Consider the following 23,206-nt stretch of genomic DNA (forward strand, 5'->3'; position numbering starts at 1 on the left):
ATGCGGATAATTAAAAGCCTCCATATTCAGAGTGGAGGCTAATTTGTATTTGTGTATTCGCTTCGTTCTATTTTTTGCGACGATTTCGGTTCTTATACACCACGCAAAAGTTACCACGCTTGGTACGACACTTTGAGCAACGTTCACAATCTACTGGTGCGCGATTGCCTTCTTTCCAACGTTTGATCAACTGTGGCTCAGCCAATAAAGGGCGTGACACAGCAAAAAATTGGATATCTGTGTTTTCTGCAATTTTCTCAATCGCATCAATGTCGCTCAGCCCGCCGACAGTAATCACCGGTATGCTAACGTCCTGGCTGATCACGTGACCATATTCGTGAAAGTAACCTTCTTCTTGTAGTGTGTAACCATCGAACGTTTGACCAACAAGTTCGTTTGCTTTGCCGTGAACATTGCCAGATACGATGATCGCATCAACGCCTATTTCTTCAAGTTTCTTGCAGACGACGCGAGTTTCATTGAACGTTAAACCGCCGTCAAAGAACTCTGTTGCCGTCAGTTTAACGAGGATGGGAAATTCGCTTCCAACCAGCTTTCTGGTTTCAGAATAAATTTCTAAAAGAAAGCGCATGCGATTTTCTAAGTCACCACCATATTCGTCTTCGCGACGATTATAGTACGGACTTAAAAACTGGTTAATTAAATAAGTGTGCGCCGCATGAATCTCTACGCCGTCAAAACCAGCGTCTTGAGCACGTTTACTCGCCAATGCGAATGCCTTTACGATGTAGTCTATTTCGTCCTTTGTCATCGCTTTGCCTTGCGTATTTGTACCACGCTCAGGCACGTCACTCGGAGCGAAGATGACACGCTCACCGACGTTATGGGTGGTTTTGGTGCCACCGTAAGCAATTTGCATCACGATTTTAGAATCTTGTTGATGTACTAGCTCTGTTAGCTTTTTGTATTCTTCAATAAAAGAGTCGTTGTAGATCCCCATCATACCTGCGTTGGGTTTCTCTTCTTCAACGATATTGGCATAACCCGTGACAATAAGCCCAACCTCCCCTTTCGCAAGCGTTTCGTAAATATCGTAAAGCTTTGCCGTCATGTGACCATCTTCGGTCGCCATGTTCTCCCACGTTGCGCTTCTCACAAAACGGTTCTTTAGGGTCATGTTGCCAATGCGGGCTTCGGAAAACAAAATGCTCAAAACCAGTCCTCTTAAAGTTGTCTTTATGTTTTATCTTTTCGCAAGTAAACAAGAACGAAAAAGGAACAGCGATACACGATGTATGGCTGTTCCTTCTCTGAATCCTTGAGACCTGCAAACTACAGGCGCACCTTAATGCCTCGGAGACGACAAAACTTTAATCTGGGTTAAGGTTTAGTGAGTTTTTAGATTATGTAAAAGGATGATTCTTAATCGTGTTCATTTCACTGGAGTTAAGATGCTTCCTCACCCACTTTCAGTCGTAAAACTTTTGTATTTCGCTAGCTGGTGATTCAACTTAAACATTCACATTGTTAGTTTGTATGCTGCTATGGGAACTAGCACTACCCCAAATGTTTACATTACAAACTATCGATATTGAATTCTCATATGGTAAGTAGAGTTATTGCGCTGTTTATACTTTTAGCTTAATCGTCGCTATCTCTTGGCATTATTACGCGTCAGCGGAAACGCGCGATCTACTATGTTTTACACACTGGTTGTTTTTGCTTTTAGATATGAATACGTGATAGTGAAGCTAGAGGAGGAACAGGGAAAATAAAGGACAATAGAAAGTTAAATGACCTTACTTCTAGGTAAGGTCATTCATGCATTCAGCAGCAAAAGATATTGGCGCGTAGCAAACGCTTAGGTCTGGTTGTTACAGAGCTAGAGGAATCAACTCGACACCAAGCACACCACTGATCCCCATCACCACTAGCAGTGAGACTTTAAACACCGACTTTGACCAAGCGATGTAGTTGTTCTCATCAATGCTGCGAAAGGTCACTTTCGTCCACATAAAGCAAACAACCGCTGCAACCGCTAAGTATTCATACCCGGCTTCACCTAGTAAAAATAACCCCAATGATGCTGCCCCAAAAGCCACGACATACGCTTTCATGTGTCGATGCGCTTTATGAATACCTTCTTTAACTGGCAATACGGGAATCCCGGCTTCTCGGTAGTCTTGCATGCGGAACATGGCAATGGCATAAGAGTGCGGCATTTGCCAGAGACAGAACATGGTAAAGAGTAAAATCGCTTCCAAGCTAATGAAGTTTGTTACCGCTAAGTAACCCACCAATGGCGGAACTGCGCCTGAGATACTTCCCACTAAGGTTCCATACACCGAGTTACGTTTGTACCACATCGTGTAAAAGAACACGTAATACACGTAGCCAAGCAACACGACGACAGCGGATAGTGGATTCACTCGGATAAATAAGAGTGCGGTTCCTACCAGCAATAAAGCAAGTGCATAAACAAACGCAATATCGATATTGATGTTGCCTTTCACTGTTTCACGATTTCGTGTACGTGCCATCTTTTGGTCGATATCACGATCGAAAATATTATTCACCACACAACCTGAAGCGATGACTAACCCAACACCAACTAACGTCGTAACGAACAACATTAGACTGGCTGGTTCTGTTTTTGCGGCGAGGAAGAACCCCGCCGCAACAGAAATCAGGTTGCCGAAAATAATGCCCGGTTTAGTGATAGACAAATAACTTTTCAGCATACCTTGGCCTACAACTTCATGTTGACGTTCATGTTGTAGATGATCCATACCGAGCCAGCGATAAGGATAAGTACAACAATGGCGGTAAACATCAGTGATACAAGGTTCCAACGTCCGTCGGATGTTTTTGTTTCCATGTGCAAGAAGTATTTAAAGTGAACAAATATCTGCACTAATGCACATCCAAATAGAATCGCATAGGTCGTTGTATCTGGTAATGATTTCGTCCAAACAAAGTAGAACGGAATTACCGTCAGAATCAGTGAGGCAATAAAACCTTTCACGTAATCTGACGAACTGGTTTCTACATGTTGATCCATTACATTACCCCCAGTAAGTAAACGATGGTAAAGACACAAATCCAAACGATATCTAGAAAGTGCCAGAATAGGCTTAAGCAGTTAAAGCGCATTGCCATATTGTCGTTCAGACCTTTCGTCGACAGTTGATGGTATGCTACCGCTAACCAAATCAGACCAAAGGTTACGTGCAGGCCGTGCGTACCAACCAACGTAAAGAATGCCGACAGGAATGCACTGGTTTGTGGGCCATAGCCTTCTTCAATCAGGTGATGGAACTCATAGACCTCCATACAGATAAAGCCAAGACCAAGCGCGAACGTGACTAACATCCAACGTTTGAGACCAGCAACGTTGTTGCGCTTCATCGCGATAATGCCAAAACCAAATGTGATACTGCTAAACAGCAGCAGCATGGTTTCGACAAAAACGAATGGGAGTTCGAAAATGTCTTTACCTGTTGGGCCCGCAATTGAATTGCTCGACAGCACAGCGTAAGTCGCGAACAAGGTCGCAAACAGTACACAGTCACTCATCAGGTAAACCCAGAAGCCAAATAGCTTGTTGCCATTCGTGTCATGGTGGTGATCATGGTCGTGATGTGCTGCGATATTAGTTTGCATACGTCACCTCCAGATCATCTTTACTTTCGCTGTCTTTCACTGAGTTTTTCTTCGCTTCTTCAAGCTGAGCTCGACGTTCAGCCTCAATTGCTTTGATCTCTTCAACTTCCACGTAGTAATCCACATCATCGTTATAGCTATGCTGAATACACGTCACGATAATACCGACCAAACTTGCCGCCGCTAGCCACCAGATGTACCAAATCATGCCGAAGCCAAATAGGAGCGACCAAGCCGACACGTAGATGCCTGTTGCCGTGTTTTTTGGCATATGAATACGTTCGTATTCCACTTCTTTAGTTGGATCGAACTCGCCACTTTGTTTCTGGTACCAGAAGGCATCTAGCACATCACCTTTTGGTAGGTGCGCAAAGTTGTAGAACGGCGGTGGAGACGATGTTGCCCACTCAAGAGTACGACCACCCCACGGGTCACCAGTTAAATCACGGTTTTGCTCGCGGTCACGGATACTCACGTAAATTTGGATGAACTGAGACAATACGCCCAGCGCAATCACAACCGTACCTGCTGCGGCAATCGACAACAGTGGGAAGTATTCTGGGTTGATGTCTTGGCTTAAACGACGAGTCATCCCCATAAAGCCCAGCGCGTAAAGCGGCAGGAACGCCATTAAGAAACCAATAATCCAAAGATAGAACGCACGTTTGCCCCAAGTTTCATTCATGGTGAAACCGGTCGCTTTCGGGAACCAGTAAGTGATCGCAGCGAAACATCCAAACACGACACCACCGATGATAACGTTGTGGAAGTGAGCGATAAGGAATACTGAGTTATGCAGAACGAAATCTGCGCCCGGAACAGCCATTAGTACGCCCGTCATACCACCAACAGTAAAGGTGATCAGGAAACCCACCGTCCACATCATTGGCGTCGTAAAGCGGATGCGGCCTTTGTACATGGTGAATAACCAGTTGAAGATCTTCACCCCAGTTGGGATAGAAATGATCATCGTGGCAATACCGAAGAAGGCATTTACGTTCGCGCCAGACCCCATCGTAAAGAAGTGGTGTAGCCAAACAACAAAGGCAAGAATCGTGATAACTACGGTAGCCCAAACTAGCGATGTGTAACCGAACAACTTTTTACGTGAGAAGGTTGCGGTGACTTCTGAGAACACACCAAAAATTGGCAAGATCAAAATGTACACTTCTGGGTGACCCCAAGCCCAAATCAGGTTGACGTACATCATTACGTTGCCGCCAAGATCATTGGTAAAGAAGTGCATGCCTAGGTATCTATCCAGCGTAAGCAGAGCGATAGTCACCGTTAGGATTGGGAATGAAATGATGATCAAAATGTTTGCACACAGAGACGCCCAAGTGAAAACTGGCATCTTCATCATTGGCATAGACGGTGTACGCATACGCAAAATGGTCGCGAAGAAGTTCACGCCTGTTAACGTCGTACCAACACCTGATATCTGCAGCGCCCAAATCCAATAGTCGACCCCGACTCCTGGGCTTGCCTCAATACCTGAAAGCGGCGGATACGCTAGCCAACCTGTACGACCAAATTCACCTAAGCCGAGAGACATGTTTGTTAGGATGACACCAACAACAAACAGCCAGAAGCTCAAGTTATTCAGATACGGGAAAGCCACGTCACGTGCACCAATCTGCAATGGCACGATGATGTTCATCAAACCAATGACCAATGGCATCGCTACAAAAAAGATCATGATCACGCCGTGGGCAGTAAAAATTTGATCGTAGTGATGCGGTGGCAAGTAACCTGCTTCACCCGCAGAAGAAAGGAGTTGCTGACTACGCATCATGACTGCGTCAGCAAAACCACGAACAAGCATCACCATCGCTACTGCGATGTACATGAAGCCAAGTTTTTTATGGTCTACTGAAGTAAACCATTCATTCCACAAATATTGCCACTTTCCGGCTTTGGTCACCGCGTAAACTACGGCTAAACCAACCAGCGCCACAACCGCTAGGGTGATGACGATAATAGGTTCGTGGAATGGAACTGAATCAAGAGTTAATCTTCCAAACATTACGATTATCCTTGGTTTTCAGGCAAACAGTTCATTGAACCAGGATGCTGAGTCACAACGTCGGTGAACAAGAACGGAGGAACGCTAGAGAACAAAGTGACTGGCTCTGCGATACTTGGCGCTGCCAGTGAGCTGTATTGCTCCCAATCTTCAATACGATCAGGGCTCGCCTTCACTTTCTGCACCCAATTTAGGAACGCAGCACGATCAGACATTGCTGAAGCTGTGAACTTCATTTGCGAAAAGCCTTCGCCGCTGTAGTTCGATGCAAAACCCTTGTAGTCACCTTCGTGGTTCGCTATCAGGTTGAGCTTGGTTACCATGCCTGGCATCGCGTAGATCTGTGTACCTAAGCGAGGGATGAAAAAAGCGTTCATGATGTTGTCCGAAGTCAGTTTGAACTGCACTGGCACGTCTTTCGGGAACGCCACATAGTTCACCGTCGCAATGTTTTCTTCTGGATAAATGAACAACCATTTCCAATCGAGTGACACCACTTCGATGGTCATTGGTTTAACATCACTTTCCAAAGGTTTGGATGGCTCTAGTTCATGAGTCGAACGCCATGTGATCGTCGCAAGAATCGCAATGATGATGATTGGAATTGTCCATACCACCACTTCGATTTTGGTCGAGTGTGACCACTCGGGTGCGTACTCTTCTTCAGTGTTAGAGGCGCGGTATCGGTAAGCGAAGTAAATCGTCATTAAAATCACAGGGATTACAACGATCAACATCAGCAAAAGAGCAGTAATAATTAACTCTTTTTCTTGCACACCAATGGCACCTTTGGGGTCAAGTAAAGCTGAATTACATCCTGAGAGCATAAGTATGACGGACGCCAAACTTCCCCTCGACAAGATGCGTTTATATCTTGAGGCTTCCATTAACTTTCTCGATGGTTGTCTGGTTTCAAAGCAGATGCCAATCAAAGTAAATAAAAGCTCACAAATAGCGCAGAGGTAATGTATGAGAACAAGAAAAAACTTCGATAAGTAGTTATTCTACTTACAATTTTTCAACTTCGTCATCAAGCATTTAACCAGCTAGAATGAACCGTTATTTGCTACGATACGATTGGTATCAAGCCAAGAACCAGTTGTTATAGTCATTAGAATGTTTATGTGTTGAGCATGAGTAACGTCGGGCTCAGAGCGAAACAAAACGGAATTGAGTGGAGATCAAAACCACACTCTTAGTGTGAGTTTATTGTTACACTTTGAAACACTATGTTACATTTGGCGCATTATGAGGAGTAAAAAGTTAAAGCTCATTAGCCACAACTGGAAACTAACCTTCCATTAATGGAAGTTACACACTTTAAATCGAATATTAACCTCAACACGAATTTCTCGTGCTTCAACAATTAATTATTTAAAAACAAATAGTTGAAACTTAAAATTGATGAGACTGACTATCAACTTCATTTACGCAGATAGCCTTAATCAGAAGCGGAAACTAAAAAACCAAAAGTGTGATAAGAATCAAATTAATGATTTCACTTAATATTTGAGTGGTATTTACATCTCTTTATTGGATTGTGAGAAATCATTCTCAAGGTAAATCCAAACATAAGTTGTAAATACATTTGGGTTGCGCAGAATTAGCACTCCACAACATAGAAAATGTTGAAATGGAAAGAGACTTATTATTCAGGTCTATCAGAGCCTTATTTCAGTGATCACTTACATACGAATGCCGCCATCCACTTCTAAAACCCTGCCAGTAAAGTAATCACTCTCAATAATGTATTTTACTGCATGCGCGATTTCGCTTGTTTCGCCCATCCTGCCAACTGGGATCATCTTTTCTAATCGCTCTATGGCTTCGGGTTTCATTTGCTCTGCCATCGCGGTATGAACTACACCTGGTGCAACCGCCGCCGCGCGAATACCGTATCTTGCGAGCTCACGAGCCCATGTTGTCGCCATGGTCGCGACCGCCGCTTTTGACGCAGAATAATTGGTTTGTCCGATATTCCCAGCTCTCGCAACACTAGAAATATTGATGATAACGCCTTGGGAGCCACTCTCAATCATCTTGACGGCAGCTTCACGCCCACACAAAAACGTTCCTGTCACGTTAACGTTCATGACCAAGTTGAATTGATCCAAAGACATCTTACTGATCACGCCATCTTTTGCTTTTACAAGTAACCCATCTCTTAACACGCCAGCGTTATTGACTAAGCCATTGAGTTGACCAAAATCTTGGATAATCGCTTCAAACGTGGTTTCAACGTCGATTTCGTTGGTGACATCCACTTGATATGTCAACGCTTTCGCACTCAGCATTCGACACTGCTCTTGTGTTTCCATTAAGCCACTGGCGTTTACATCCAATAACGCTAAATCAGCGCCAGCTTGAGCAAGGGTAATGGCCATCATTTGCCCAAGCCCCTGCCCTGCTCCTGTAATGGCAATAACACTACTTTTTATGTCCATATTGGTGCACTCCATAGCTCGTAATGTTCTCTATCTCAACCAGTCTAAGTTGACCGAAATGATGCGCATTTTAGGTCACCATCTCGGGCTGGTTTGTCACAAAACTCGGTCTAGCCTTTCTTACTCTTGTATAACTCAAATAAGCTTGAGAAATCGAGTTCGCCGTGGCCGCTCGCGTTGTGGAAAGAATATAAGTTGCGCGCTAACGACCCCATCGGAACCGAAGAATGTGTTTGTAACGCCGCATCTAACCCCAAGCCGAGATCTTTTAGCATGAGTTTGCTCATAAAGCCCGGTTGGTAATCGTGACTGGCTGGCGCACTGTCCATCACGCCTGGGCAAGGATTGTAAAGTTCCAATGCCCAATTTCGGCCAGAGCTTTGCAGCATAATGTTTGATAGCACTTTTGGATCGAGTCCATGATCGATACCTAGGTTTAATGCCTCGCACGTACCAGACATTAAAATGCCGAGCATAAGGTTGTTACAGATTTTCGCCATTTGACCATCGCCTGCTTTGCCAGCATGGAAAACATTTTTTCCCATATACTGCAAAATCGCATTGGCTTTAGAAAACGCTTGATCCGAACCACCAACAATAAAGGTTAATGTCGCCGCTTTAGCGCCAGCAACGCCCCCCGAAACGGGCGCGTCGACAAACAACACGCGTTTATTTGCCGCTTCATTGGCGACTAATCGCGCAGAGTCCGGATCAATGGTTGAACAATCAATCATCAAGGTACTTGGCGAGACAAGATTGAGGACACCTACGCCGCCGTGTAAGTCGCCAAGATACACGGAACGAACGTGAGATCCTGCTGGTAGCATCGTGATGACCGTGCTTGCACCATCCACGACTTCCTCGATAGAGCTCGCCACCACCGCACCAAAAGGTGCAAGTTGCTTTGCCGCTTCGCTATCGACATCAAATACTTGCACGTTAAATCCAGACGCTAATAAGTTTTGCGCCATCGGATGCCCCATTCTTCCTAAACCGATAAATGCGATGGTACTCATGATCATTCTCCTTATTGACCTAGTGTTTGTTCACCCAAATCAGCAAGCGGATGTTCGTCATCCGGCCAAAGTGAGGTAAACAAGGTATCGATGACATCTTCATCGACTTCACTGACACTGTTAAATATCCAGCTCGGCTCGCCATCCCGGTCAATGAGCCGAGAACGGACGCCCTCTTTAAACTCACCTAATAAGGCACTGCGAACCGACAAACTCAACTCTAAACGGAAACAATCTGCAAGCGGTAAGCTGTGGTACTCTTTCACTTGTCTAAAGCAAATATGCGCGGTGATCGCACTGCCCGATGCGAACGTTTGTTTCGCGTTTTCTATCCACTGGCTATTCCCTTCGATAGCCATGATTCGCTGTGCTATCGCATTAAGATCAAAGCCTTTGCACGCTTCCTCTATCTGATCTAAATATGGACAAATTTGCGTGGTTGGTTTGCTATCAATAACTTGTTCTTCCATTAACTGTAGTAGTGCAGTTACCAACTCTTTCGCATCTTCTTTGCCCCACTGGAGCCGCTTTAGCTCATCCAGTAAGGTGGGATACTGCTCTTCCAACAGTGACCAATCGGCCAAACCAATAGTGACAGCGTCACTTGAATTTACCATTGAACCTGTCAATCCGAGGAATAAACCCACTTGCGGATCTATCTGGCTTAAAAACCACGTACCTCCCACATCGGGATACAGTCCAATATTGATTTCTGGCATAGCAAGGCGTGATGTTGTTGTCACAACTTTATGGCTGGTTCCCATAAAAAGCCCCATCCCACCGCCCATGACAATACCTTCTCCCCAACCGATAATGGGTTTGTTGTAAGTGTGGATGAGATAGTCACACTCATACTCCAACGAGAAATAGTTCGTACAGAACTCTACGATTTTTTCTTTACTCTCGTTATGCATGACGTGATACATAGCTCGAACATCACCACCAGCACAGAATGCTTTTTCTCCAGCGCCAGTCAGTACCACACAAGCCATATGTGGATCATCTTGCCACTTGATAAGCTGATCGTTAAGTTGGACCAACATGTCATACGTCAATGCATTCAATGAAGCGGTGTTGTCTAACGTTGCGATACCAATGCGGTGCACGCCATCTAAGCACTCTATTTCACTGATGGTTACCATCCCTGCCATGTGGCCTCCTATCGGTTTTTCCATTGCGGTGGGCGTTTTTCTAAAAAGGCGCGAACACCCTCGACTTGATCTTCCGTATCAAAAAGATTCAGAAACAACTCTCGCTCTTTCATTAAGCCGTGCTGAAGTGGCGCAGAGCGCATATTTTGAATGAGCGCCTTACATGCGGCGACAGAAGATGGCGACTGGTTCGAAACAGATTCAGCAAGCTCCATCGCTTTACTTAAAGCTTCGCCTTTGGGAACCAACTCCTCAACTAGGCCTAGTTCTTTTGCTTTGTCAGCGCTGACTTGCTCTCCACATAAAATGATGCGCTTTGCCCAGCCTTCCCCCACTAACGCTGTGAGGTTTTGGGTACCACCAGCACAGGGCAAAAGTCCGACTTTGGCTTCTGGTAAAGCAAGTACCGCTTGCTCTTCAACGACTCGAATGTCACAAGCTAATGCCACTTCTAACCCTCCGCCCATGGCGTAACCATTAATGGCGGCAATGGAAACACCACGGAATTCAGAGAGCGTTTCAAAAGCTTCACCAAAGCATCGCGCCATGTCTAACGCAACCACTTTGTCACCATCAGAAAATAGCTTGAGATCCGCACCAGCAGAGAAAAACTTTTCTCCACTGCCGGTTAAAACCAGTGCGTAGACCTGCTTATCATTGTTAAGTGTGAGTATCAGCGACTTCAGTACCTTGAGGCTCTCTGCTGTCCACGTATTGGCTGGCGGGTTGTTCATCGTCACCACCGCAACGTGATTAGTGATCGTATGTTGAATGGCTGCTTGGGTTAATGGCATATCTGAATCCTTTCTCAATGAGCAAATACCATACTTTGCTAAAGCAAAGCCGACTCCTCAGAGAGCAAACGACGTGCGATGATTAAACGCATAATTTCGTTCGTTCCCTCCAGAATTTGATGCACACGCACATCTCTGAAATGACGCTCCATTGGATACTCTTTGATGTAACCATAGCCACCATAAAGCTGCAGCGCGTGGTCGCAAACCTGAAAGCCCACATCGGTTGCGAACCGTTTTGCCATCGCGCAATAAGCCGTAGCATCAGGGTCATTTCGGTCGAGTTTACTGGCGGCATAGCGCACCAACTGCCGCGCAGCCACTAGCTCTGTCGCCATGTCTGCCAATTTGAATTGTAAGGCTTGAAACTGCGCAAGCGGCTTGCCGAACTGCTTACGCTCTTGAATGTACCGTGCCGCCTGATTAAGGGCCTGTTGAGCCGTACCGACGGAACAGGTCGCAATATTTATACGCCCTCCATCAAGCCCTTTCATCGCAAAGACAAAACCTTGCCCTTCTTCGCCCAGTAAATGGCTAGCTGGAATAACGACATTTTCAAAAGTAACCGCTCGTGTTGGTTGGCTGTTCCAACCCATTTTGGGTTCTTTGCGCCCATAGCTGATACCATCAGCGTGAGCAGGAACAACAAATGCGGACACGCCTTTAGCACCCTCATCTCCGGTTCGCGCCATCACGACCAAAACATCTGTCTCTCCTGCGCCAGAGATAAAGGTTTTGCCGCCATTCAGCACGTAAGTATCACCTTTTTTGCTCGCGGTTGTGGCCAACGAAGCGGCATCCGACCCCGCATTAGGCTCGGTTAAGCAATAGGAGCCTAACCACTCCCCCGTAACTAATTTCGGACAGAACTGCGTTTTGGCTTCATCGGTAGCAAAACTGGCTATCATCCAACTGACCATGTTGTGAATCGTCATAAACGCCGTAGTGGACGTACATCCCATGGCCAGTTGTTCAAAGATAATTGAAGCATCCAAGCGACTCAGCCCTAGGCCACCTTGCGCTTCTGGAGTGTAGAGACTGAGAAACCCCAGTTCCCCCGCCTCTCTCAATACGTCTTTGGGGAAGATCTGCTTTTCATCCCACTCCGCCGCCATCGGTGCTAAACACTCATCGGCAAATTGCTGAGCGGTATCGGCAAATGCACGTTGATCTTCATTAAGTTCAAAGTCCATAAAAGCTCCTTCTATTCACTCAGCGCAGTTGGATGGTCAAATTAGGCCCCGTTGGAATATCGTCATCAAACCAACGTGCCGTCACCGTTTTAGTCTCGGTATAAAAACGTACCGCTTGTTTACCATACGCATGTAAATCACCATAGAAACTGCCTCTCCAACCAGTAAAGGAGAAAAATGGTAAAGGGACTGGAATAGGCACATTGATCCCAACCTGACCGACTTGAATGTCATGCTGATATTTTCTCGCAGCAGCGCCATTAGCCGTAAAAATGGAAGTGCCGTTCCCGTATGGGTTGCGATTCACCAACTCAATGGCCTCTTGCAACGTTTCGACTTCCATACAAACTAAAACAGGGCCAAATATCTCTTGCGTGTAAATCGACATATTCGCTGTTACACCGCTAAACAAGGTTGGGCCAATCCAGTTTCCATCGGGAAAGCCTTCCACTTCACACTGACTGCCATCCAGTTCACACACTGCGCCTTGTTGTTTGCCATCTTCGATTAGGTCCAATACGCGTTGTTTGGCTTGCTCACTGATCAGTGGGCCATAAGCAGCTTGCTCATCGTCCCAAGGCCCTGGGTGTACTTTCGCCATTGCCTGTTTAAGGTCTGTAATCCATTGTTTTGAATCGCCGACAAATACCGCAACAGAAATTGCCATACAACGCTGCCCCGCCGCCCCAACGGAGGACCCCACTAAGTTATTCACCACTTGTTCCTTGTTCGCATCAGGCATGATCACCATGTGATTTTTAGCACCAGCAAAAGCTTGAACGCGTTTAAAGTGTTTCGTACCCGTAGTGTAGATATAACGGGCAACAGGAACCGAGCCAACAAATGACACCGCTCGAATATCAGGATGAGCCAGCAGAAAGTCGACTTGCTCTTTGCGGCCATGAACGATCTGCAACACCCCTTTTGGCGCGCCGGCTTGCTCAAATAGTTCGGCTAAACGAATAGAGGTCAATGGCACTTGTTCGGAGGGTTTGAGCACAAACGTATTGCCCGCAGCGATGGCGATTGGGAACATCCACAACGGAATCATGGCAGGAAAGTTAAACGGCGTGATCCCACAACACACACCTAAGGGCTGAATCATTGAGTAACTATCAATATCCGTGGCAACGTTTTCGACGGTTTCTCCCATCATGTTGCTAGCAATGTTTGCCGCCTGCTCAACCACCTCGATACCACGCCACACATCGCCTTTGGCATCCGCTAAAATCTTACCCGTCTCATGAGAAAGCAGTGTGGCAAGCTCATCATGATGTTCTTTGAGCAAGTGCTGATAGCGAAGTATGACTCTGGCACGCTCGGATACTGCCACTTCCTTCCAAGATTGAAATGTCTCTTTCGCATTATCAATGGCGGCTTCCATCTCGTGCTCTGTGGAACATGGAACGTACGCAATGACATCATTAGTGGCGGGATTGGTTACCTCAACCCAATCCGATGTTTGAGCTTCACGAAACTCGCCACCAATAAACAAGGGAACCAAACGAGTCATCATTTACTCCTTTCTGATTTCAATTAAAGCGGTATTTCAATGCCTATCGCCGTGGCTTCTCCACCACCGATACAAAGTGACGCAACACCCCGCATCACTTTTTTGGCTTCGAGATCACCATTGGTGCCTAACGCTTGTAGCTGACGCAAACTGTGAATCAATGTCACCAGAATTCGTGCGCCACTAGCCCCTATCGGATGCCCAAGCGCACAGGCTCCACCTTTAATATTTACTTTGCTCGTATCTAGTCCAAGTTCCGCCACCGCTATTTGTGTCACGACGGCAAAGGCTTCATTGATTTCCCACAGGTCCACTTCATAAATGGACCAATCTAGCTGGAACAGCAGTTGCTCAATTGCGTAGACGGGGGCCAAAGTAAATTCTGCAGGTTTTCTGGCATGTGTAGAGTGCGCCTTGATGATCGCAAGTGGTTTAAGCCCCTGATGACGCGCAGTGTCTTCATCCATAAGCACAAGAGCCGCCGCGCCATCTGAAATGGCACTCGAATTAGCAGCGGTCACCGTACCTTTTTCATCGAATGCAGGTTTGAGTTGAGGAATTTTACCAAGGTCAATCGAGCGTGGGTGCTCATCGTAGTCCAGCACCGCTTGTTCTGACTTGGTATTGAGTGAAACCGGCGAAAGTTCATCGGCAAACAAGCCTCGCTCTTGAGCTTCCAACGCACGTTTTGCCGACATCACGGCCCATTCATCCATTTGCTCTCTGGTGAACTTAAGCCTGTCAGCGACTTGCTGAGCATAAACACCCATTAAGTGCCCTTCGTAAGCATCTTGTAGCCCATCGAGAAACATGTGGTCATACGCAGACTGGTGCCCCATACGCATTCCCTTTCTCGCCTCCCTCAGCAAATACGGCGCATTGGTCATACTTTCCATACCACCAGCAATGGCAGAGCGAATCGTTCCAGCTTTAATGAGATCGTGCGCTAACATGACGCTCTTCATGCCAGAGCCACACACTTTGTTAATGGTGGTGCACCCTACGCCCAAAGGAAGATCTGCCCCCATAGATGCTTGCCTAGCAGGAGCTTGTCCACACCCTGCTGGAAGCACACATCCCATGAACACTTCATCCACCGAAGTCACATTCACTTCGTGCATTGCCGCCTTGATCGCCAGTGCGCCTAATTGAGGAGCAGAGTAAGTTTGCAACTTGCCTTGAAAGCGCCCAATTGGCGTTCTTTTCGCGCTGACAATCCAGATGTCTTTTCCCATGATTCGCATTCCCTTAAGGTATATGTGAACACTTGGCAGACTGATGACACCCTACATAGAATTACTCACCAAGCGCCACACCAGCCTTTATCGCCTTTTTCACTAACAAACTTTCATTCCGCGATTTCTTGACGTTTACGTAAGCATAGCACTAGCCTTTACAATGAGATGAAAAAACACACCAAGCAGACGTTTATATTTCAAAGTTGATGTTCGGCCTTCCCATTTAAGGTTCGATTTCCAGAAACTGGATTTTTATTCGAGGTAAGTATGTTATGGAAAAATACAAGATCAGTGACCTCGCCAAGGAGTTTGATATTACTACTCGCAGTATCCGGTTTTATGAAGACGTGGGTCTGATTGAACCAGAGCGAAAAGGCAATATGCGCGTTTATCAACGCAGGGATAGAATTCGCCTCAAACTGATTTTAAGAGGGAAACGACTCGGTTTTTCATTGGCAGAAATTCGTGAACTTTTCGAGCTCTACGACATGCAACAAACCGAAGGACAGTTATTGAAAATGCTCAATATCATTGAAGAGAAACAAGCCGTCCTACAGCAACAACTCAACGACATCAGCGTCGTTATGGCAGAGTTGAATGCCGCTAAGGAGCGTTGTATTCAAACACTCAAAAGCAAGCAGACATAAACGCTATACTCAATTAGCAACACCGCTACAGGCTTTTCCACCTTACCTCTGAAACCGGGAGACGTTATGAAAAGCACCTATACCCCACTCAATTTCGGACTTGGTGATACCATCGATATGCTCCGAGAACACGTTAATGCCTTTGCTACGGAACATATTGCGCCCATCGCCGCTGAGATAGACCGCGATAACCAGTTCCCGAATCATTTATGGCCTTTGTTGGGAGAAATGGGGTTGCTTGGTGTGACCGTCGATGAAGAGCTTGGTGGTGCAGGCATGGGATACCTCGCTCATGTTGTTGCCATGGAAGAAATCAGCCGTGCCTCTGCGTCTGTCGCTTTAAGCTACGGCGCTCATTCTAACCTGTGCGTCAACCAAATCTTTCGTAACGGCACGCCTTCTCAACGCGAAAAATACCTTCCAAAACTCATTGATGGTACGCACGTTGGCGCCCTAGCGATGAGTGAGCCCAATGCCGGTTCAGACGTGATAAGCATGCAACTGAAAGCGGAGAACAAGGGCGACCATTTTGTACTGAATGGCAACAAAATGTGGATAACAAACGGGCCCGATGCTGACGTAGTGGTGCTTTACGCTAAAACAGATGTCAGCGCAGGTTCACGTGGCATTACCGCATTCATTATTGAACGTAACTTCGCAGGTTTCACTCATGCTCAAAAGCTGGACAAGCTAGGCATGAGAGGCTCGAATACTTGCGAACTTGTATTTAACCATTGCGTAGTGCCAAAAGAGAATATTCTTGGCGAGTTGAATCAAGGCGTCGAGGTGTTAATGAGTGGGCTGGATTACGAGCGCGTCGTCCTCGCTGCCGGACCACTCGGGATAATGCAAGCTTGCATGGACATTGTGGTCCCGTACGTACATGAACGAGAGCAGTTTGGAAAATCCATTGGCGAGTTTCAGTTAGTTCAGGGCAAGATCGCCGATATGTACTCTCGAATGAGTGCAGCAAAAGCTTATGTATATACCGTCGCAGCGGCTTGTGATCGAGGTAACGCAACACGCAAAGACGCCGCTGGCGCGATTTTGTACAGTGCAGAACTCGCCACACAAATGGCACTCGATGCAATACAACTGCTCGGTGGGAATGGCTACATCAATGAATACCCTGCTGGTCGTTTGCTACGTGATGCAAAGCTTTATGAAATCGGCGCGGGTACCTCTGAGATTCGCCGCATGTTAATAGGCCGAGAGCTGTTCGAAGAATCTCGCTAACGGAACATACGACAAGGAAGTCATTATGGCCATTATCAAAAGTAAAACTAAGCCAACTGACGAGTTATTTCTTTCCAATAAAGCTGCGATGGAAACGTTGGTCACTCAACTTAATCAACACATCGAGACCATCAAACAGGGCGGCGGTGAAAAAGCCATTCAGCACCAGAGGCAAAAAGGAAAACTCCCCGCACGAGAACGCATCGCGCGCTTGCTTGATGACAACACTGACTTTCTTGAAATCAGCCAGTTTGCCGCCTGGCAAGTGTATGACGAAGCGATCCCCTGTGCTGGCGTTATCGCCGGCATTGGTATCATAGAGGGAATTCAATGCATGGTCATCTCCAACGATGCTTCGGTAAAAGGCGGAACCTACTACCCACTCACGGTAAAAAAACACCTTAGAGCGCAAGAGATAGCCCAACGTTGCCAACTCCCCTGCGTGTACTTGGTGGACTCCGGTGGCGCAAATCTCCCTCATCAGTCCGACGTCTTCCCCGATAAAGAACACTTTGGTCGCATTTTCTTTAACCAAGCGAGAATGTCGGCGAAAGGCATCCCCCAAGTTGCTGTTGTGATGGGGCTTTGCACTGCTGGGGGCGCGTACGTTCCTGCCATGGCGGATGTCTCCATTATGGTTAAAGAGCAAGGCACCATTTTTTTGGCGGGACCACCTTTGGTGAAAGCGGCCACTGGCGAAGTCGTGACGGGTGAAGAGCTCGGCGGTGCAGACGTGCATTGTCGAAAATCTGGTGTCGCAGATTATTACGCTGAAAATGATGAACATGCCCTAATGCTTGCGAGAGAAGCCATTGCCAATGCCAATAGAACAAGACCTGTTAAGCCAGAAAACACCGTACTTCCTCCCCGCTACGACGCAGAAGAAATCTACGGAATCGTGAATGCAAACTTAAGACTGTCATTCGACGTTCGAGAAATTATTGCCCGCATCGTCGATGATTCTGATTTCGACGAATTCAAAGCCTTGTACGGCAGAACGCTAGTGTGTGGCTTCGCTCGTATTCAAGGACACTTGATTGGTATTGTGGCAAACAACGGTATCTTGTTTTCTGAATCGGCACAAAAAGGCGCGCACTTTATTGAGCTGTGCGCCAAACGGAAAACACCGCTTCTCTTTCTCCAAAACATTACCGGCTTTATGGTCGGAAAAAAGGTTGAAGAAGAAGGCATCGCAAAACATGGCGCCAAGCTAGTGATGGCCGTCGCTTGTGCTGACGTGCCGAAGTTTACCGTGATCATCGGTGGATCGTACGGCGCTGGTAATTACGGCATGTGCGGCCGAGCGTATGATCCAACCATGATGTGGATGTGGCCGAACGCGCGTATTTCTGTGATGGGCGGAGAACAAGCAGCAGGCGTTTTAACACAAGTTCGAAAAGACGCGAAGGAACGTCAGGGGGAAGCGTGGTCAGAGCAAGAAGAGCACATTTTTAGAGAATCGATCATAGACTTGTATGAAACACAAGGACATCCCTATTTTGCGAGTGCTCGGCTATGGGATGACGGAATTATTGACCCTAAAAAAACGCGTCAGGTGTTGAGTCAAGCGTTAATGGCAGCATTAAACGCCCCCATTCCTGATAGCGAGTTTGGCGTCTTCAGAATGTAAATATCCAAAGATGAATTAAGGAAGTAAGCATGCAGGAAATGCAACCAAGCATTGTTCCCAACGCCCAAAGGCAAGATGATGTTCTTTGGCATGTCGATGATAATGGCGTAGCGACCATTACCCTAAACAGAACAGCCAAACACAATGCTTTTGACGCTTGTACGATCGACTTGCTGATCCACCGCCTAGATTATCTCGCTTTACGAACGGATGTGCGGTGCTTGGTATTAAGAAGTAACGGTAAGCATTTTTCATCCGGGGCCGATTTGAATTGGATGCAGTCGATGGCCGACAGCACGAGGCAAGATAACTTCGTTGATGCCCAAAACTTGGCAAGACTCATGGAAACATTAGATTCGTTCCCTCAACCCACCATCGCAGTTGTTCAAGGTTCCGCTTATGGTGGTGCTTTAGGGTTGATTTGTTGTAGTGATATCGCCATCGCAAGCCAAAGTGCCAACTTTTGCTTAAGTGAAGTTAGGCTTGGTTTAGTTCCAGCAACCATTGCGCCTTACGTCATGCGCGCGATGGGGAATAGACAAGCTAGACGCTATATCTTGAGTGGTGAAGTCATTTCAGCCGAAGATGCCGAACGGTTTGGTATTGTGCACGAAGTGAAAGAAGCCAAACAGCTTGAAAGTGCGGTCGGTAGCGTAATCAAGACGTTGCTACTGAATAGCCCAGATGCGATGCGTAAAGCAAAAACGCTCTGCCATCAATGTCATCAAAACCCCATCGATCAACAACTGATTCACTATACTAGCAAGCTCATTGCGGACATTAGAGTATCACCCCAAGGTCAAGATGGGCTGCAAGCGTTTCTTGAAAAACGTAGCCCAAGTTGGGTCACCAAGTCACAGGACAAGTAATGCTACCTTCCAAAGTAAAGATTGTCGAAGTAGGTCCTAGAGATGGGTTGCAAAATGAATCTCCTGTTGCGACCCAAACTAAAATCCGGCTGATCAACTTACTCTCTGATACTGGGTTAACGCATATTGAGGCGGGCTCTTTTGTCTCACCCAAATGGGTGCCACAAATGGCGGACTCAATAGAGGTCATGAAAGCAATAACACGGCGAAATCATGTTACCTACTCTGCCCTGACTCCAAACCTAAAAGGCTTAGAACAAGCGTTGGAGGCTGACGCCAATCAGGTCGCAATTTTCACTTCATCCTCAGAAGGATTCTGCCAACACAATATCAATTGCTCGATTGCAGAAAGCCTAACTCGCTTCGAACCTGTAATGCGATTAGCCACCAAACACGGCATCCCTGTTCGTGGCTATCTATCCTGCGTTGCCGACTGCCCTTACGATGGCCCGACAGCCCCTAAACAGGTGGCGAGCGTGGTCAAATCACTCATCGATTTAGGGTGTTATGAGGTGTCTCTAGGCGACACAATCGGTACAGGCACGCCAAACCGTATCGCTGCTATGCTAGAAGCCGTCATGTTGGTTGCACCTCTTCCCCAGCTTGCTGTCCATTTCCACGATACATGGGGACAAGCTCTCACCAACATTCATCAAGCCTTGAGTATGGGCATCAATACCATCGACAGCAGTGTCGCTGGGCTGGGTGGATGTCCATACGCTCATGGCGCATCAGGAAATGTCGCAACGGAGGATGTACTATATTTATGCCAAGGGTTAGGAATAGAAACGGGGATCGACTTAGAGCTACTGGCTAAAGCTGGCTGGATGATCAGCGAAGAGCTGGGTCGGCAGCCTACATCAAAAGTGTCATTAGCATTGCGTAACCGCGTATTATCACTTTCGTAGAAGGCCATCCGGCACCTCAAATTCTCCCAACCCAAGTTAATTTGCTCTACTTTCGAGTTGGGAAGCGAAACCGCCCGCCAGTACGATAAATAATTAGAGAAAATAAGATAAGCACACAACCTACTAGTTTATTTGCCGTTAGCACTTCGCCATACCACAGCACGCTCAGAATAACCGTCCAAACTGGTTCTAATATCATAATTAGAGCAGCGTTACCTGCCTGAACAAATTTTTGCCCCATGGTTTGCATTACGTAACGCAAGCTCGTCGCTAATAAGGTACTCAACGCAAACCACCACCAAATAGAGGAGTCCACCTCTGCCGGGAAAGATTCCATAAAAAATGAAACCAACAAACCTAAACAACCTGCTGAAAAAAGTTGCACGCAAGTAAGCAGCAACACTGGTAGTTTTTGAGAGTATTTGCTGTTCACATTAAAATGAAGCGCCAAAACCAGTGCTGCACCAAGAAACCACAATTGACTGGCCGATTGTTTCCAGCCACCAACTAAAGAAAGACAAGCAAGACCTAATACAGCGATAGGCAAAGAAAGCCAGAAAATTCGTTGTGGTCGTTGACGAAACATAACCCATGCAACAATCGGCACAAACAGCATGGAAAGGCTCATGATAAATGCGCCTTCCCCGAGAGTATCACTGATAGAAATAGCGTAAATCCATGTCATAACGGCACTGCCTAACAGGAGCCCGACACCACCAGCAGAAAGCACATCTTTTAAGTTTGCTTTCAGCAAAGGTCGGTAACATAGAGGCAGTAAGCAGAGCGAAGCGATAGTAAATCGCGCCCCAATAAAGCCAAAAGGTGGTAAACCCTGTATTGTTTCCTTAGAGAATATCCAGCCAAGTGCCGCGATCATCGTCGTCGCAACCAGAATAACCGTCGCTTTGCGTTCTGAGTTAAACATAAGTACTCACAAAATATGGAACACACAATAGCGCAGCAAGAGAGTTTTACTGCGCTATTGTGTAAATTTGAAAGGGGTTTGTGTCGAGCGAAAAAGTGAAAGCCCGATCCTCTCCTGTATTGTTGTCACGCAGATTGAAGTTCTGCTGCTAGATACATTAAATGCAGGCAAAGTCTTAAGGCAAGCCTTTTCGCATACTAAATTACTTTGGCATTCTATACAGCAAGCAAACTGGCTAAAACCTGTACCGGGTGTCGAACTACCTCCCCTTCAAAACGCTTAACTTGACTGCGGCAGGAGTAGTATTGCGACTTAAGCGCTCCTCAATACAGGTTGAATAAGGCGAATTGCTTTTTACCAATCGCCTCTGCAATGAAAACTTATTGATTAACTACAACGAGCGGTTAAATTGCTCCACGGCCTCTACAACACGGCTAGCGCCATCTTGTATTTCATTCATCACATTGCCTGCTTTTTCAGAGAGCTCTAGCGTATCTAGTGCTTCTTTTTGGCATTTAGCGATCAGCTTAACTGCGTTATCTGTTCGCTGTAGGTTTTCACTGACCATTGTGACAATTTCATCGGTGGTTGCATTGGTTCTTGTAGCAAGCTGTCTGACTTCATCAGCAACAACGGCAAAACCTCTGCCATGCTCACCCGCGCGAGCCGCTTCTATCGCCGCATTTAACGCCAATAAGTTAGTTTGGTCAGCGATACCACTGATGCTATTTACCAACTCGCTAATACGCGATGAGTGCGCTTTAAGCTCGTCAATCGCGGTGTTCGCTTGCTGCATTTGCTCGGAAAGTATCTGCATCTTTTCTAACGTTGAGCCTATAACCTCTTGCCCTTGCAGGGTTTGTGTTCCAGTTTCTTGGGAGATTTCGTTCGCCAATTGCGCAGCCTGGGCCATTTTCTGTTCCTGCATCACCTGCTGGGTAATATCTGTCGCGAACTTAACGACCTTGTAGAGCTCTCCTCTGTCGTTATGGATAGGGTTATATGAAGCCTCTAACCACACCTCTTCACCATAACGGTTAACTCGTTTGAATCGCTCTGATGAAAATTGCCCTTTTGCTAAACGTTGCCAAAACTCACGGTAAGCTTGAGAGCTCGACTCTTCCTGATCACAAAACATGCGATGATGCTTCCCTAGAATCTGATCAAGCGCATAACCCATTGTGTTTAGGAAATTATCGTTGGCTTTTAAAACATGGCCATCTAATGTGAACTCAATCACCGCCATAGAACGACTTAATGCATTTAGCATGTCCTCTTGCTCACGGGATGATTTGATCGTTCGCGTAAGTTCAGAAGCAAAAACAAAAAAGCTTTCTACTTCTCTGCGCTCATTTAAAACAGGCTGGATAATCGTTCTTAACCAGGCTTCCTCACCATTACCTTTCCGTACTTGCAATGCCCCATTCCAGAACACTTTATCTTGGACGGCTTTCTTCATTCGATGAAAGTGGTCTGTATTGCGCGAATTTGACGGTACCAATTCAGTAATTGATTTCGTTAAGATCTCATCATCATGTAAGAAAAGTTCTTGCTGTAGTTTGGTATTTGCAGAAGTAATGAGGCCTTTACTATCCAATGTTAAGCGGATCATCTCTTCATCTAAACTGGTTTGGATTTGCTGCAGGATTTGCAACTCCTGCTTTAATCGTTGATTTTCTTGTTGAAGCGACTTATTAAAAAACATGACTTTCTCTCATTTGACCGACCTTCGGATTAGTCAAAGGTTTATTATTTGTATACCGAATAAACTGCAAGCGGCAAAATCGTTTGGTTGCATATTCAAACGCGATTTCTATTTCTTATCAAAGGACCCCGCTGGGAATACGGCGATTTTTTCTCCAGTGTAACCTAAGCGCAGTATACTGAAATTTCTTCAGCACCCAAGTTGTTTATATATTTATCAATATTAAAGCTCTTTATCGCCAATTTGAGGTTTGTATTTGTGGATATACTTATATGGAGAAGTGGTGT

Annotated in this window: 20 protein-coding genes and 1 pseudogene; 5 read left to right on the forward strand and 16 right to left on the reverse strand. The window is 46.2% G+C overall.

Annotated features, from left to right (window positions below):
• Positions 1–67: 67 nt before the first annotated feature.
• From R7F07_RS11565 to R7F07_RS11625, 13 genes are all read right to left on the reverse strand, one after another.
• Positions 68–1,174, reverse strand: a complete 1,107-nt coding sequence (locus R7F07_RS11565) for an NADH:flavin oxidoreductase (RefSeq protein ID WP_053303714.1) — start codon at positions 1,172–1,174, stop codon at positions 68–70.
• A 661-nt stretch (positions 1,175–1,835) separates the two neighbouring features.
• Positions 1,836–2,750: a heme o synthase gene (gene cyoE / locus R7F07_RS11570; protein WP_047100930.1), complete on the reverse strand. Its 915-nt coding sequence runs from the start codon at positions 2,748–2,750 to the stop codon at positions 1,836–1,838.
• Positions 2,711–3,022, reverse strand: a complete 312-nt coding sequence (gene cyoD, locus R7F07_RS11575; RefSeq protein WP_005375783.1) for a cytochrome o ubiquinol oxidase subunit IV — start codon at positions 3,020–3,022, stop codon at positions 2,711–2,713. Before cyoD ends, cyoE begins: the two co-directional genes overlap by 40 nt.
• Positions 3,022–3,624: a cytochrome o ubiquinol oxidase subunit III gene (gene cyoC, locus R7F07_RS11580; protein ID WP_005375782.1), complete on the reverse strand. Its 603-nt coding sequence runs from the start codon at positions 3,622–3,624 to the stop codon at positions 3,022–3,024. Before cyoC ends, cyoD begins: the two co-directional genes overlap by 1 nt.
• Positions 3,614–5,650: a cytochrome o ubiquinol oxidase subunit I gene (gene cyoB / locus R7F07_RS11585; protein ID WP_005375781.1), complete on the reverse strand. Its 2,037-nt coding sequence runs from the start codon at positions 5,648–5,650 to the stop codon at positions 3,614–3,616. The genes cyoC and cyoB overlap by 11 nt, the downstream gene beginning before the upstream one ends.
• 5 nt (positions 5,651–5,655) lie before the next feature.
• Positions 5,656–6,537: a ubiquinol oxidase subunit II gene (gene cyoA, locus R7F07_RS11590; protein WP_005388604.1), complete on the reverse strand. Its 882-nt coding sequence runs from the start codon at positions 6,535–6,537 to the stop codon at positions 5,656–5,658.
• Between the two features lie 798 nt (positions 6,538–7,335).
• Entirely contained in the window at positions 7,336–8,094 is a 759-nt protein-coding gene (locus tag R7F07_RS11595; RefSeq protein ID WP_005375778.1) for an SDR family oxidoreductase, read from the reverse strand.
• A 110-nt stretch (positions 8,095–8,204) separates the two neighbouring features.
• Positions 8,205–9,110 (reverse strand): 3-hydroxyisobutyrate dehydrogenase, encoded by a 906-nt coding sequence (mmsB, locus tag R7F07_RS11600; protein ID WP_053307783.1) that lies wholly within the window; start codon positions 9,108–9,110, stop codon positions 8,205–8,207.
• Positions 9,111–9,121: 11 nt separating this feature from the next.
• Complete coding sequence (locus R7F07_RS11605; protein WP_017634260.1) at positions 9,122–10,261, reverse strand: enoyl-CoA hydratase/isomerase family protein; 1,140 nt, start codon at positions 10,259–10,261, stop codon at positions 9,122–9,124.
• Positions 10,262–10,269: 8 nt separating this feature from the next.
• Positions 10,270–11,055: an enoyl-CoA hydratase gene (locus R7F07_RS11610; RefSeq protein WP_017634261.1), complete on the reverse strand. Its 786-nt coding sequence runs from the start codon at positions 11,053–11,055 to the stop codon at positions 10,270–10,272.
• Between the two features lie 38 nt (positions 11,056–11,093).
• Positions 11,094–12,248, reverse strand: coding sequence for an acyl-CoA dehydrogenase family protein (locus tag R7F07_RS11615; RefSeq protein ID WP_017634262.1), 1,155 nt, complete (start codon positions 12,246–12,248; stop codon positions 11,094–11,096).
• 19 nt (positions 12,249–12,267) lie between these two features.
• Positions 12,268–13,761: a CoA-acylating methylmalonate-semialdehyde dehydrogenase gene (locus tag R7F07_RS11620; RefSeq protein ID WP_318110495.1), complete on the reverse strand. Its 1,494-nt coding sequence runs from the start codon at positions 13,759–13,761 to the stop codon at positions 12,268–12,270.
• 23 nt (positions 13,762–13,784) lie between these two features.
• Positions 13,785–14,996 (reverse strand): thiolase family protein, encoded by a 1,212-nt coding sequence (locus R7F07_RS11625; protein WP_005375769.1) that lies wholly within the window; start codon positions 14,994–14,996, stop codon positions 13,785–13,787.
• Positions 14,997–15,271: 275 nt separating this feature from the next.
• Between R7F07_RS11625 and R7F07_RS11630 the strand changes: the two genes are divergently transcribed.
• The 5 genes from R7F07_RS11630 to R7F07_RS11650 all read left to right on the forward strand — a co-directional run bounded on the left by R7F07_RS11630 (position 15,272) and on the right by R7F07_RS11650 (position 20,289).
• The gene (locus R7F07_RS11630) at positions 15,272–15,646 is read left to right on the forward strand and encodes a MerR family transcriptional regulator (RefSeq protein WP_017821195.1); all 375 of its coding nucleotides are present in this window, start codon (positions 15,272–15,274) and stop codon (positions 15,644–15,646) included.
• 66 nt (positions 15,647–15,712) lie between these two features.
• Complete coding sequence (locus R7F07_RS11635; protein ID WP_005387610.1) at positions 15,713–16,882, forward strand: isovaleryl-CoA dehydrogenase; 1,170 nt, start codon at positions 15,713–15,715, stop codon at positions 16,880–16,882.
• Between the two features lie 25 nt (positions 16,883–16,907).
• The gene (locus R7F07_RS11640; protein WP_064369189.1) at positions 16,908–18,512 is read left to right on the forward strand and encodes a carboxyl transferase domain-containing protein; all 1,605 of its coding nucleotides are present in this window, start codon (positions 16,908–16,910) and stop codon (positions 18,510–18,512) included.
• A gap of 29 nt (positions 18,513–18,541) precedes the next feature.
• On the forward strand, positions 18,542–19,381 hold the full coding sequence (locus R7F07_RS11645) for an enoyl-CoA hydratase-related protein (protein WP_064369188.1): 840 nt from the start codon (positions 18,542–18,544) through the stop codon (positions 19,379–19,381).
• Positions 19,381–20,289, forward strand: a complete 909-nt coding sequence (locus tag R7F07_RS11650) for a hydroxymethylglutaryl-CoA lyase (RefSeq protein ID WP_171342545.1) — start codon at positions 19,381–19,383, stop codon at positions 20,287–20,289. The genes R7F07_RS11645 and R7F07_RS11650 overlap by 1 nt, the downstream gene beginning before the upstream one ends.
• 46 nt (positions 20,290–20,335) lie before the next feature.
• On the opposite strand, the gene R7F07_RS11655 is transcribed toward R7F07_RS11650, so the two are convergent.
• From R7F07_RS11655 to R7F07_RS25615, 3 genes and pseudogenes are all read right to left on the reverse strand, one after another.
• Complete coding sequence (locus R7F07_RS11655; protein ID WP_005375761.1) at positions 20,336–21,214, reverse strand: DMT family transporter; 879 nt, start codon at positions 21,212–21,214, stop codon at positions 20,336–20,338.
• A 391-nt stretch (positions 21,215–21,605) separates the two neighbouring features.
• A complete protein-coding gene (locus R7F07_RS25610; RefSeq protein ID WP_372036153.1) occupies positions 21,606–22,142 on the reverse strand; it encodes a methyl-accepting chemotaxis protein in 537 nt (178 codons plus the stop codon).
• Positions 22,140–22,919, reverse strand: a pseudogene (locus R7F07_RS25615) (PAS domain-containing protein); the annotation flags it as partial. The pseudogene R7F07_RS25615 and the gene R7F07_RS25610, both read right to left, overlap by 3 nt.
• Positions 22,920–23,206: the final 287 nt, after the last annotated feature.

The sequence above is a fragment of the Vibrio sp. YT-16 genome (assembly GCF_033337405.1).
GTDB lineage: Bacteria > Pseudomonadota > Gammaproteobacteria > Enterobacterales > Vibrionaceae > Vibrio > Vibrio alginolyticus.

Excerpts from the sequence above, each read along its gene's own strand:
- cyoB (WP_005375781.1), bottom strand. The coding sequence starts at position 5,650 with ATGTTTGGAAGATTAACTCTTGATTCAGTTCCATTCCACGAACCTATT.
- R7F07_RS11620 (WP_318110495.1), bottom strand. The coding sequence starts at position 13,761 with ATGACTCGTTTGGTTCCCTTGTTTATTGGTGGCGAGTTTCGTGAAGCT.
- mmsB (WP_053307783.1), bottom strand. The coding sequence starts at position 9,110 with ATGAGTACCATCGCATTTATCGGTTTAGGAAGAATGGGGCATCCGATG.
- R7F07_RS11635 (WP_005387610.1), top strand. The coding sequence starts at position 15,713 with ATGAAAAGCACCTATACCCCACTCAATTTCGGACTTGGTGATACCATC.
- cyoD (WP_005375783.1), bottom strand. The coding sequence starts at position 3,022 with ATGGATCAACATGTAGAAACCAGTTCGTCAGATTACGTGAAAGGTTTT.
- R7F07_RS11630 (WP_017821195.1), top strand. The coding sequence starts at position 15,272 with ATGGAAAAATACAAGATCAGTGACCTCGCCAAGGAGTTTGATATTACT.
- R7F07_RS25610 (WP_372036153.1), bottom strand. The coding sequence starts at position 22,142 with ATGCAGGAACAGAAAATGGCCCAGGCTGCGCAATTGGCGAACGAAATC.
- R7F07_RS11595 (WP_005375778.1), bottom strand. The coding sequence starts at position 8,094 with ATGGACATAAAAAGTAGTGTTATTGCCATTACAGGAGCAGGGCAGGGG.
- R7F07_RS11650 (WP_171342545.1), top strand. The coding sequence starts at position 19,381 with ATGCTACCTTCCAAAGTAAAGATTGTCGAAGTAGGTCCTAGAGATGGG.
- cyoA (WP_005388604.1), bottom strand. The coding sequence starts at position 6,537 with ATGGAAGCCTCAAGATATAAACGCATCTTGTCGAGGGGAAGTTTGGCG.
- R7F07_RS11625 (WP_005375769.1), bottom strand. The coding sequence starts at position 14,996 with ATGGGAAAAGACATCTGGATTGTCAGCGCGAAAAGAACGCCAATTGGG.
- R7F07_RS11645 (WP_064369188.1), top strand. The coding sequence starts at position 18,542 with ATGCAGGAAATGCAACCAAGCATTGTTCCCAACGCCCAAAGGCAAGAT.
- R7F07_RS11640 (WP_064369189.1), top strand. The coding sequence starts at position 16,908 with ATGGCCATTATCAAAAGTAAAACTAAGCCAACTGACGAGTTATTTCTT.
- R7F07_RS11615 (WP_017634262.1), bottom strand. The coding sequence starts at position 12,248 with ATGGACTTTGAACTTAATGAAGATCAACGTGCATTTGCCGATACCGCT.
- cyoC (WP_005375782.1), bottom strand. The coding sequence starts at position 3,624 with ATGCAAACTAATATCGCAGCACATCACGACCATGATCACCACCATGAC.
- R7F07_RS11655 (WP_005375761.1), bottom strand. The coding sequence starts at position 21,214 with ATGTTTAACTCAGAACGCAAAGCGACGGTTATTCTGGTTGCGACGACG.
- R7F07_RS11610 (WP_017634261.1), bottom strand. The coding sequence starts at position 11,055 with ATGCCATTAACCCAAGCAGCCATTCAACATACGATCACTAATCACGTT.
- cyoE (WP_047100930.1), bottom strand. The coding sequence starts at position 2,750 with ATGGATCATCTACAACATGAACGTCAACATGAAGTTGTAGGCCAAGGT.
- R7F07_RS11605 (WP_017634260.1), bottom strand. The coding sequence starts at position 10,261 with ATGGCAGGGATGGTAACCATCAGTGAAATAGAGTGCTTAGATGGCGTG.